The 11,455-nt window shown below is 45.1% G+C and carries 8 protein-coding genes; 5 read left to right on the top strand and 3 right to left on the bottom strand.

Annotated features, from left to right (window positions below):
* The first annotated feature begins 111 nt into the window (after nucleotides 1–111).
* Together BLQ17_RS20780 and BLQ17_RS20775 are read left to right on the top strand one after the other, a co-directional pair.
* Complete coding sequence (locus tag BLQ17_RS20780) at nucleotides 112–1,347, top strand: anaerobic sulfatase maturase (protein ID WP_092226053.1); 1,236 nt, start codon at nucleotides 112–114, stop codon at nucleotides 1,345–1,347.
* A 103-nt stretch (nucleotides 1,348–1,450) separates the two neighbouring features.
* The gene (locus BLQ17_RS20775) at nucleotides 1,451–2,866 is read left to right on the top strand and encodes a sulfatase family protein (protein ID WP_092226052.1); all 1,416 of its coding nucleotides are present in this window, start codon (nucleotides 1,451–1,453) and stop codon (nucleotides 2,864–2,866) included.
* Between the two features lie 69 nt (nucleotides 2,867–2,935).
* Here the strand turns inward: BLQ17_RS20775 and BLQ17_RS20770 are convergent, their stop codons facing one another.
* The gene (locus BLQ17_RS20770; RefSeq protein WP_092226051.1) at nucleotides 2,936–4,810 is read right to left on the bottom strand and encodes a bifunctional acetyl-CoA hydrolase/transferase family protein/GNAT family N-acetyltransferase; all 1,875 of its coding nucleotides are present in this window, start codon (nucleotides 4,808–4,810) and stop codon (nucleotides 2,936–2,938) included.
* A gap of 408 nt (nucleotides 4,811–5,218) precedes the next feature.
* Nucleotides 5,219–5,686: a MarR family winged helix-turn-helix transcriptional regulator gene (locus tag BLQ17_RS20765; protein WP_245695265.1), complete on the bottom strand. Its 468-nt coding sequence runs from the start codon at nucleotides 5,684–5,686 to the stop codon at nucleotides 5,219–5,221.
* Between the two features lie 756 nt (nucleotides 5,687–6,442).
* On the opposite strand from BLQ17_RS20765, the gene BLQ17_RS20760 reads away from it, so the two are divergent.
* From BLQ17_RS20760 to BLQ17_RS20750, 3 genes are read left to right on the top strand one after another with little or no spacing between them, the layout of a single operon-like run.
* A complete protein-coding gene (locus tag BLQ17_RS20760; protein WP_092226050.1) occupies nucleotides 6,443–8,218 on the top strand; it encodes an N-acetylglutaminylglutamine amidotransferase in 1,776 nt (591 codons plus the stop codon).
* Nucleotides 8,215–9,981: an N-acetylglutaminylglutamine synthetase gene (gene ngg / locus BLQ17_RS20755; protein WP_245695264.1), complete on the top strand. Its 1,767-nt coding sequence runs from the start codon at nucleotides 8,215–8,217 to the stop codon at nucleotides 9,979–9,981. Before BLQ17_RS20760 ends, ngg begins: the two co-directional genes overlap by 4 nt.
* The gene (locus BLQ17_RS20750) at nucleotides 9,974–11,119 is read left to right on the top strand and encodes an osmoprotectant NAGGN system M42 family peptidase (protein WP_218121871.1); all 1,146 of its coding nucleotides are present in this window, start codon (nucleotides 9,974–9,976) and stop codon (nucleotides 11,117–11,119) included. The genes ngg and BLQ17_RS20750 overlap by 8 nt, the downstream gene beginning before the upstream one ends.
* 38 nt (nucleotides 11,120–11,157) lie before the next feature.
* Here the strand turns inward: BLQ17_RS20750 and BLQ17_RS20745 are convergent.
* Nucleotides 11,158–11,455 (bottom strand): transposase (locus tag BLQ17_RS20745; protein WP_143005591.1); only part of this gene is annotated, 298 nt, incomplete at its 5' end.

Here is an 11,455-nt window from a genome sequence, read left to right as displayed (position 1 = left end):
AAAGCCTTGCTCCTTTAAAATTCATCATGACAACCTCTGATACCTCATGAAGAGTTGCGTCTTTGGCGAATAAGTTGCTAAAACGGGAATAGCTGGATTATTGTCAGTGCCATGAACCCTTTTCATTTACTTGCAAAACCTATCGGTCCTCTCTGTAATCTATCTTGTGACTATTGTTTCTACCTGAAAAAGGAAACAATGTTTCAGCACAAAAATCGTTCAGCGTATATTATGAGTGACGATGTGCTTGAAGCTTATATTGAAAAATATATTTCGGTCCAGCCTGAAGGTGTAAAAGAAATCAATTTTGTATGGCAGGGGGGAGAACCGGCTTTACTCCCCAGATTGTTTTTAGAAAAAATTTTGAAGTATCAGCACAAATACCACCGTGCAGGAATGCGAGTTTCCAATGTGCTTCAAAGCAATGCAACGCTGATTACTGGTGATCTCGCTGATTGGTTAGCAAAAAATCATTTTCTGGTGGGAGTCAGTATTGATGGTGATGAAGAATTGCATAACCTTTATCGCAGGGATCGCAATGGCAAGGGGACATTCTCAAGGGTCATGAGAGGTATTGAGAATCTCAAGTCGGCTGGTGCAGAATTCAATACATTAACAGTGGTTCAGCATCATAATGGTGCTTACCCGGAACGGCTATACTCTTTTCTTACTGGTATTGGTGCAAATTTTCTGCAATTCATTCCTCTTGTTGAACAGACCGGCAACAAAACCCCCTGCTCCCTGAACGTGGATGCTGAACAATGGGGGCGTTTTTTAATCGGTGTCTTCGACTGTTGGGTGAGAGGTCGTGATATTGGCAAAGTATTTGTTCAACATTTTGACATGCTGTTAGGCATTTATTGCGGATACCCCGCCTCACTGTGTGTACACAGCGAAATTTGCGGAGATGCGGCTGTTATCGAGCATAACGGTGATCTATACAGTTGTGATCATTTTGTGACCAAAGATAACTTCCTTGGCAATATTTTAACTGACGATTTGCAAGCTTGCATTAACGGAAAACAGCAAACCATTTTTGGCAATGTGAAAAAGAATAGCCTGCCTCGGCAATGTCTTTATTGCAGCTGGCTGCAATTATGCCATGGAGGCTGCCCAAAAGATAGAATTGTTGCTGCTGAAAATGGGATGCTCAATTATCTGTGTGATGGATATAAAACATTTTTTGCCCATGCAGATCCTTTTTTTAAAGCGATGACTGTGTGTCTGCAGAGAAAAATTCCCCCAGCTGAATTCAGGCAATTTTTTATTGTTACTGAGAAAGTTGGACGAAATGCGCCCTGTCCGTGCCAAAGTGGGTTGAAACATAAACTTTGCCATGGAAAGTAAGTGTGAGATTTTTGGTAAAAAAAGATGTTATATGTGTTTTATTACGCTGTAAATTTGAGGAAAATATCTTGAAGGTTCCTGAAAATTAAAATTTTATGATAATATGAACGGCTTTCAATTATCTCGACGTCATTTTTTAAAAACAACGGCTGCAGCCTCTCTTACATTGCTCATGGAAAACAGTTGCAGTGCTGTATCTGAAGAACAGCCAAATATTCTGTTTTTTCTTACTGATGACCAAAGAAACGATACATTAGGATGTGCAGGACATCCATCCATCAAAACTCCCTGTATTGACCGCTTAGCTGAAGATGGTGTGAGGTTCAGCAATGCTTTTGTAACTACTCCTATCTGTGCTGCAAGTCGCGCTACTATTTTTACGGGATTGTTTGAACGTACCCATAAGTACACATTCTCAACCCCGCCATTGCAAAGGAACCATCTTTGGGAAAGCTATCCTGCGCTATTGCGAAACAGCGGTTATCAAACAGGATTCATAGGGAAGTTTGGTGTAAATGTGCCGCCTGATCTTAGCGTAACTCCCTTGCTGTTTGATTCATTCACGAAATTAAACAGAAATCCATATTTTCATACAATGCCAGACGGATCAAGAAGACATGAGACGGATCTGGCCGCTGACCATGTTATTGGTTTCCTGAATAATAGAAAAGATAACAAGCCGTTTTGCCTATCCGTAAGTTTTAATGCTGCACATGCAGAAGACAGAGATAAATTTAACCAGTATCCTTCTCCTCCTTCGGTTAGAGGAATGTATGAAGATGTTAGGATATCAGAACCGAAACTTTCCAACCCAGAAATTTTTAATTCTTTGCCGGAGTTTCTTAAAAAATCGCTGAATCGAGAGCGTTACTTTTGGCGATGGGATACTCCAGAAAAGTACCAGAAAAACATGAAATCATATCTGCGAATGATTTCAGGGATAGACAATGCAATCGGCAGGGTAGTTGAAGAACTTGAAAAACTTCATTTAGATAAAAATACAGTTATTATTTTTATGGGGGATAATGGATATTTTATGGGCGACAGAGGGTTTGCAGGTAAATGGTGTCATTTCGATGAAGCCCTGAGAGTTCCCCTGATTATTTATGATCCACGTTCCAAGATAACTGGCCACCAGTCGATTGTTGATCAGTTGGCCTTGAATGTGGATATTGCTCCAACTATTCTGGATCTGGCAAATATTAAAATACCCCATAGATACCAAGGACAAAGTCTGCTGCCTCTTGTTAATGACACTGTGCCCACTTCTTGGAGGAAAGATTTTTTCTGCGAGCATTTATTTGACCATCCACGTATACCAAAATGGGAAGGGGTGCATGGTGAACGCTATGTTTATGCACGATATTTTGAGCAGGAGCCTGTCTTCGAATTTTTACATGATCTGGATAGAGATCCCCAGGAGTTGTCAAACTATGCAAACGATAAAGAATATCAGAATGTCTTGCGCCAGATGCAAAAGCGTTGTGACCAGTACAAAAGAAAGTATGTTAAAGTTTGACAGAAAATCTATATGGGCAATATATAAAATGGCAGCTTCCGGCCCGGTCCTTTACTTCTTTACAGCGACTCAATCCTTGGCATCCCCGTCAAACATCATGGTGAAATAAACTTCCGGACCGTTATCCTGTATTCTTGAATTCGGATATCTCTTTTTGAAGACATGCTGCATAGCGTTGTTCTCTTTCAGCACAATAGCGGTAAAACCGGTAAGACCATTTTTCCTTGCTATATTCTCCAATTGATCCATCATGATCGAGGCGACCCCCAGCCCCTGGAAATCCTCCCCGACCACAAAAGCCACCTCGGCCAGGTTTGACTCCGGTTCCTGCGCATATGAGGCCACCGCCATAATCGTCTTATGCCCTCCCTGGACCATCAACCCGATCAAGGTCATGTTCTGGCGGTAATCCACACTGGCAAGCTCATTCTGAACTTCCTTGTGGCCGAAAATTTTTCTCTTATAAAAGTAACGGTAGAAAATTGTCTTTTCCTGTAGAGAGTAGAAAAAATTTCTTGAGTTAAACTCATCCGAAGGCATTATCGGGCGCAGCTCGATGCTTTTGCCGTTTCTCAATTTGTGGCTTGTTTTGTAGGCTTCCAGAAAAAGCAGGTCATCTTTGCTTGGTGGTATCTGGTCAGAAAAGATATAGTGCCTGGTCTTGGCCTGTTCAATCAGTTCTTCCCTGAACTTCGGGTGGGCGATCTGCGCCATCTCCATGACCCGTTGGTAAATGCTCTTGCCCTTCAGGGCTGCAACCCCATATTCGGTGACTACGTAATTCACGTCACCTCGCGTGGTGGCGACCCCGGCCCCTTCATTGAGGAAGGGAACTATCCGCGAAATCTGTCCATCCTGGGCTGTTGATGGCAAAGCAATAATGGAAAACCCGCCCTTTGACATGGCGCTGCCCCTTAGAAAATCGACTTGGTCGCCGATTCCGCTGTAAAAGAGGTGGCCCACTGAATCGGAGCAGACCTGGCCGGTGAGGTCCGCTTCAAGGGCTGAACTGATGGAAATGAGCTTGTCATTGCCGGCGATGACGTTTGGGTCGTTTACATATTCCGATGACCTGAAATAGAACAGCGGATTGGCGTCCACATAGTCGTAGAGCTCCTTGCTGCCCATACATAAAGAGCCGACGATCCGCCCTGGAAGGTGATTTTTCATCTTGCAGGTAATCACCTTTTGCTTGAGCAGGGGCAGAAAGCCGTCGGTTATCACCTGGGTGTGAACTCCAAGATCTTTCTTGTTGATCAGCGACTGCAAAATCTGCCCTGGAAGCGAACCGAAACCTATCTGCAGGGTTGATCCGTCATCTATCATCTGCGATACAAAATGTCCTATGCGTTCGGCAATGCGCCTGTCGCGACCTGTATCCGGTAAGTATTCGACGAGAGGCTCATCATGAACTACCAGATAATCGATTTCATCGATATGAACGTTACTGTCGCCGCTGGTTCTCACCATCTTCGGATTGACCTGAGCGATAACAACGGAAGCATTACTCATGCCAGCCCTTGTTATATCAACAGAAACACCCAGGCTGCAGTATCCGTGCTTGTCCGGGGGTGTTACTTGAATAAGAGCAATATCCAGGCCAATCTGTTTTGAGTGAAACATCCTGGGTATCTGTGACAGGTATGCAGGAATATAGTCGATTTTTCCCTCGAAGGCGGCTTTGCGCATATCCCTGCTTATAAAGAACAGTTTCAGTGAAAAACGATTAAGAAAGTCCCGGTCTTCAACGTACTGTGCCAAGGTGAAAGACAACATCTGGTAGATCAGGATATCGTAGAGTGCTTTATTCGCCACCATCGCGTGAATAAGGCGCTGCGGTTCTCCACATCCCGTGCCGATGAAAACCCTGCTGCCTGTTTTTATCTTTGCAACCGCTTGCTCAGCGGTTACGAGTTTATGGGGACATTGATTGCGCAGATCCATATATTCCTGTTAGCTGGTGCTGATGTTGATCTGGGTACAACTCATAGCCTTCTTAAATGGTTGACTGTTGGGTGTCTGGTCAGTCGGGTTTTACACTTGTTACTCTGCGACAATTGTAGACTGAATGGTGTATGTTTACAATCGCTTAAACCGAATTTTCAAGAATGATGGCTTGATGCATCGCCTTTTTATGGCAATTGTAATAATACTCTCGGTCCGGTAGTGAGCCTGTTCCCGTATTGTTGAGCCAGATCCGAATTTACCGAAAAATAACAGCACCACCATCGTTTTTATCGCTATTGCGCGTCAAGCCGGACAGTGTGCCTCATCGCCGCGCCCTGATCGGATTTTCAGGTGAAAATCCTGCAGTTTAGTGGCTGGATTTTTTATCGTTTTCAATAGGTCCTGCTACCAAAAAGGTGATGCTGCAATTTTTTGTGCCGACATCGTATCCACAATCCTATGTATGGAACAAAGAATCATGTGCTGTTCCCAGTCCCGAAGAGAATTAAATGATGTTGTAAATTCATGCTTTAACGGCGATGGTGCATTTTGCAATAATTTACGTCCGGCCTCGGTTGTCGAAATCAGGGACCGGCGCTTGTCCTTGTCTGATTTTCTCCTTGAAACCAGGGTGTTTTTATCCAGCCGTGTCAGGATCCCTGTGACTGTTTCCTGACTCAGCGAGACTACTTTTGACAATTGAGAAACAGAGAGTGATTCAAGATGAGATAGTAGCTCCTGGAGAATAACCAGTTGTGGGTTTGTTATGCCAACTGTTTTGCGAAGGTATTTGGCGTGAAGATCTATAGCCTGTGTGGTTTTTCGTAGTCCTATAAGCAGATCTTTGCTCCTCTGACTCTGGCTGTTGTTCAAATTTCGGTCCATGGCTTGGTGAATTTTACTTACGGTTATATACAAGCAGTTGCCGGGAAAACCTCAACACTTGCTGTTCATCCGGCGTGTAAACAACATAAGCGATGTCAAAATATACCAGAAGTTCAACCTGGTCAGTTTTTTATATAGCTTCTGTGTTTGTTACATGCTGTAGGGGGATGATATGGGGATAAACGGCAGATATATGCTGTAGTTATATTGTGTTCAATGTAAAAATGGTTTGAGAACGATGTAAAATCACCTCTTTGCTGCAATCTGTTATGCAATAATAAATATGTTTAAAATCAAATGTATATATAATATTGTTGCGATGTTTGGTGTTGTGTGCGCAGGTGAGCAGATGTAAATAAAGGTTTGTGTACGATTGACATTTTGAGCTGTTGTTAGTATGTTTTTGGCTGAGACTCTATTCTTGATGCTCTATCCAATGCAGGATTTTTGGCAATAAATCCTGAGGGAATAAAGCACAAACAATTCAAGAGGCCAAAGTGAAAACAACAGACTTCGACTCCTTTGTTCAACCGCTGAATGTCAATAACGAGCTGGAGCTATTAAGTCTGCAACGGCAATTTCTCAAAAAAAATCACGATACGATTCTCTGGATGATTTTATCCATTTTGTAGAGCAGCACTACGGACAATCAAACAGGAATTCAGGTCAAAAAAAACAGATTTAATTCTCACAACTCCTTTCTTGACAAAGTCAAACTTGAATCCAATTCCTTTGAGGTAAATCATGTGTGGACTATGCGGTGAAATCCGCTTTGATGGTTCTCCGGCATCGCTAACCGTCGTTGAAAATATGACAAAAAAAATGACTCGACGTGGTCCAGATGCCACAGGTACTGTAATGCAGGGGCGGGTATGCTTTGGACACAGACGGTTAAAAATCCTTGATCTCAGTGAGCAGTCCAGGCAGCCAATGAGTGATCCTTATCTTGGCCTGGATATCGTTTTCAATGGCTGTATTTACAATTATCGGGAGCTGAAAACAGAACTTGAACAGCGAGGATATCGATTTTTCTCAACTGGTGACACTGAAGTAATTCTAAAAGCCTATCATGCATGGGGCAATGAGTTTGTAAAGCATCTTAATGGAATGTTTGCCCTGGCTATCCATGAAAGGGATTCTGGCAAAGTACTGCTGGCCCGGGATCGGCTGGGTATTAAGCCCCTCTACCTCGACGATCGGGAAAGGGTTTTGCGGTTTGCCTCATCTTTGCCACCACTCCTTGGAAACGAAGGGGTGGATACCGAAATCAATCCGGTAGCTCTACATCATTATCTTCACTGGCACGCAGTTGTCCCGGCACCACATACGATATTAAAGGGAATTACCAAATTACCTCCGGCAACTCTCAGGGAGTACAGAAAGAACGGTACGTTCAAGGATACCACATACTGGCAGTTGAATATGGTACCGGAGAAAACAGTCCATTCCATAACGGAGCAGGAGTGGATGGAGTGTTTGCTCAATCAGTTAAGAAAAGCGGTAAAGAGGAGAATGGTTGCGGATGTGCCGGTAGGCGTGCTCCTCTCGGGTGGTGTTGATTCAAGCTTATTAGTCGGTCTGCTTGCTGAAGAAGGACAAGAGGGATTGAACACCTTTTCAGTGGGATTTGAAGCTGCGGGAGGGGAAAAAGGTGATGAGTTTTATTATTCTGATATTATCGCTCGCCATTTCGGGACTGACCATCATCAGATATTCGTCCCTTCTGATAATTTACTGCAAACTTTGCCTCAGACTGTGTCGGCCATGTCTGAGCCGATGGTCAGCTATGATAATGTCGGTTTTTTCCTCCTTTCGAAGGAAGTGGCCAGACATGTCAAGGTAGTGCAGAGCGGCCAGGGTGCGGATGAGGTTTTTGGCGGATATCACTGGTACCGACCTTTAAGGTCCAGTACTGATCCGGTCTCGGATTATTGCAGGGCATTTTTTGATCGTGACCAGAGTGAATTTGCGCAAACAGTTCACGATGACTTCATCCACAACAATTACAGCGAGGAATTTGTAGCCGATTTCTTTGCCAGACCTGGTGCTGATCATCCTGTGGCCAAAGCGCTTAGGCTGGACACAACGATCATGCTGACAGATGATCCGGTAAAACGGGTGGACAATATGACCATGGCCTGGAGCCTGGAGGCACGTGTTCCTTTTCTGGATCATGAATTTGTTGAATTTGCCGGAACCATACCGGTTGACCTTAAAGTACGTGATAAGGGGAAATGGATCTTAAAAGAGGCGGCACGGCGTGTTATTCCCGCAGATGTTATTGATCGGCCCAAAGGATATTTCCCGGTGCCGGCGTTAAAGCACATTGAAGGACCATACCTGGAGTTGGTCCGGGAAGTCTTGACAAATGATGCGGCAAAAAGTCGAAAACTTTACAAGCAGGAGTACATCAATAAGCTTCTGGCCGCACCGAAGGATCACATCACTCCTCTACGCGGATCAAAGCTCTGGCAGGTTGCCCTGCTTGAAATGTGGTTACAGATACATGGAGTTTCATGATGGAAAACAGTGATGAAAAGTCATCAAAAAAACCGTGTAAGAATCCTTATGACCCCAACTGCATGTCATCGTTGAAACATTGGGGGGAACCTCCTCCGGAATCGGAGACAAGCGGGGTAAAAAAAGAAGCAATAGTGGATTGTGGCTGGGGGCGTCTGATCTTCGGCCAGACCTTTTCAGACCCTCAAAAACTTGCCGTGGAGATATGCAAAGAGAAAAAGGGTCGAAGGGACATCGCCATGTATATGCGGGACCCGCATGTCGTCTTATCCTATGTTCCTCAGGAACTGTTTCTGGACCCTTCAATCACATACAGGCTGGATTTTCAAAATTACAGCGGAAACTGTCTCAAGATCCATGGGCTGAAAATCCGGCCGGTAAATTCCCGGGATGACGAGGCGGCAATTAACGCTATTTACCAGGCGTGGGGGATGGTGCCGAGTTATAAGGGATTTTACAGCAGTGTGCTGCAGAGCGGTTCCGTCCACGTACTGGTTGCTGAGGAACTGAGCAGCGGTTCGATTGTCGGAGCCGTCACCGGAGTTGACCATTTTCGTGCATTTAACGATGCTGACAACGGTTCAAGCCTGTGGGCGTTAGCTGTTGACAAACAATGCCGCATCCCCCGGGTAGGGGAAACACTTGTCCGAGAGCTTATTCTGTATTTTATCGAGCAGGGGCGCAGGTTTATAGATCTCTCTGTCATGTATACCAATAAAGAGGCTAAAGCGCTCTATGACAAACTGGGATTTGAACAGGTCCCTGTATATTGCATCAAAACAAAAAATTATATCAATGAGCCGTTGTTTACCGCCCCTGAACCCGACGAGAAAGTGAATGTTTATGCGGGAATCTTGATAGATGAAGCGAGAAGGCGCGGAATTGGCACGGAAATAGTCGATGCTGAGAACGGTTTCTTTCGCCTTTCGTTCGGGGGGCGTTCCATCGCTTGCAGAGAATCTCTGAGTGAATTGACAAGTGCGGTTGCCATGAGCCGGTGCGATGATAAAGCGGTGACCAGAAAAATTTTACAGGCTGCAGGTCTGAAGACACCCGCTCAGAAGGTCGTTACGGGGGCATCGGATATAAAATCTTTCCTTGCGACTTACGACAGCGTCGTGGTGAAACCAGCCAGAGGCGAACAGGGTGAAGGGGTCTGTGTTGACCTGAAAACACTGGATGAGGTGAAAAATGCGATAAATCGGGCTTCTGAACTCTGTGAAAAGGTGATCATGGAAGAATATGTCCAGGGAGAGGATCTCAGGATTATTGTTATCGACGATGAGGTTGTGGCGGCTGCTGTAAGAAAGCCTGCCTCTATTTGTGGTACGGGGATACACACCGTCGCGGAGCTCATAGAAAAGCAGAGCAGGCGCCGGGCAAAAGCCACACAGGGGGAAAGTAAAATTCCACTTGATGAAGAAACACAACGTTGTGTGGAAAATGCAGGATATTCGCTGGACCACACTCTGCCCAAGGATAAGGTTATCCAGGTAAGGAAAACCGCTAACCTTCATACCGGCGGTACCATCAATGATGTAACTTCCCGCCTTCACCCCAAGCTGATCGCAGCAGCAATTGCCGGAGCCGGCGTTTTGAGCATACCCGTTGTCGGCTTTGATTTTCTCGTACCTACCGTGGAAGGTGATGAATATGTGATCATCGAAGCAAATGAAAGGCCCGGTCTTGCGAACCACGAGCCGCAACCGACTGCTGAAAAGTTTATTGATTTACTCTTCCCCAAAACCAAGCACCATGTCTAGAATTATTATGGAGAACAGTGTCAATCAGGAGTATCTACTGGATGTTTTGCAACGTTTGCTGGAGATTCCAAGCCCCAGCGGCATGACAGACGATATCGTAAGATGTGTTTGCAATGAACTTGATGCGCTTGAGGTACCGTATGAACTCACCCGGCGCGGGGCGATACGAGCAACACTTAAAGGGGTAAATCACAAGCCACGCAGGGCCGTTGTCACTCACCTGGATACTCTTGGAGGAATGGTAAAGAGCCTGAAAAGAAACGGAAGACTCAGTCTTGTGCCAATAGGTACCTGGTCGTCTCGCTTTGCTGAAGGAGCACGGGTTCGCATCCACTCTGACGGCAATAAGACAACTACCGGAACAATTCTCCCCCTCAAAGCTTCCGGACATACGTATAATGAAGAGGTGGATTCCCAGCCTGTCGGTTGGGAAAATCTTGAAGTGAGGCTCGACGAGCCAGGCTCTTCGATCGACGGTCTGTGGGAGAAAGGAATCCGTGTCGGGGATTATATCTCGTTTTATCCGCAAGTTGAATTGTGCAAGAGTGGTTATGTGAATTCCAGATTCCTCGATGACAAGGCTGGCGTGGCAACCATTCTGGCGGCAGTTCATGCAATGAAATATAATAATGTCAAGCCGTCCTTGAACAGCTCTTTGTTGTTTACGATCTCTGAAGAGATAGGAGTAGGTGCTTCTCACGTTCTTCGAGGAAATGTGGCAGAGATGGTCTCCGTCGATAACGGAACAATTGCTCCCGGACAAAACACAAGTGAATTCGGGGTTACCGTGGCGATGATGGATTCAAGCGGTCCGTATGATATTCACCTGACCAGGCACCTTATAGACATCTGCATGCAAGAGGGAATTGAGTTCAGCCGTGATGTGTTTCTGCATTATCGCAGCGATGCCGCTGCCGCCCTGGAAGCTGGGAACGATATCAGAACCGCCCTGATCTGTTTTGGCTTGGATGCTTCACATGGCTACGAGCGAACCCATATTGTCTCCCTTGCAAGTGTTGCTAATCTTGTTGTCGAGTATTTGAAATCTCCCCCACTGTTTGAAGATGATATGAATGTGATCGGACTGGAAAAGAAATATCCCAGGATTAAGACGTCTTCAGAACTGAAACCTGTCTGATTAGGACTCTGTAAATAATTCTGTGTAACTGCCATTTCTCATATCTCAGAAAACCGGTCTTCATATTCAATGAGAAAACGGTTCATAGCCGGTTTCCAGTTTCGAATAGGCATGGTCCACCTCTCAGATGCCTTCTGAATGGCTAGAAACACAACTTTAAATGCCGACGTATCGTTTGGGAAGATACGTCGGTTTTTTATTGCCTTACGGATCACGCTATTAAGAGACTCAATAGCGTTTGTCGTATAAATAATTTTCCTGATATCATTAGGATAGCTGAAGAGCGGGATAACATTCTCCCAACGCATCGCCCACGATTTTGCTATGGAAGGATAG

Source organism: Desulforhopalus singaporensis (assembly GCF_900104445.1).
Taxonomy (GTDB): domain Bacteria; phylum Desulfobacterota; class Desulfobulbia; order Desulfobulbales; family Desulfocapsaceae; genus Desulforhopalus_A; species Desulforhopalus_A singaporensis.
The sequence above is the reverse complement of the archived record's forward strand: the minus strand, read 5'-3'. Positions and strand labels throughout refer to the sequence as shown.

What these genes read in the sequence shown, in the direction of transcription:
- BLQ17_RS20750 (WP_218121871.1), top strand. Translation starts at nt 9,974, where the DNA reads ATGTCTAGAATTATTATGGAGAACAGTGTCAATCAGGAGTATCTACTG.
- BLQ17_RS20780 (WP_092226053.1), top strand. Translation starts at nt 112, where the DNA reads ATGAACCCTTTTCATTTACTTGCAAAACCTATCGGTCCTCTCTGTAAT.
- BLQ17_RS20760 (WP_092226050.1), top strand. Translation starts at nt 6,443, where the DNA reads ATGTGTGGACTATGCGGTGAAATCCGCTTTGATGGTTCTCCGGCATCG.
- BLQ17_RS20775 (WP_092226052.1), top strand. Translation starts at nt 1,451, where the DNA reads ATGAACGGCTTTCAATTATCTCGACGTCATTTTTTAAAAACAACGGCT.
- ngg (WP_245695264.1), top strand. Translation starts at nt 8,215, where the DNA reads ATGATGGAAAACAGTGATGAAAAGTCATCAAAAAAACCGTGTAAGAAT.
- BLQ17_RS20770 (WP_092226051.1), bottom strand. Translation starts at nt 4,810, where the DNA reads ATGGATCTGCGCAATCAATGTCCCCATAAACTCGTAACCGCTGAGCAA.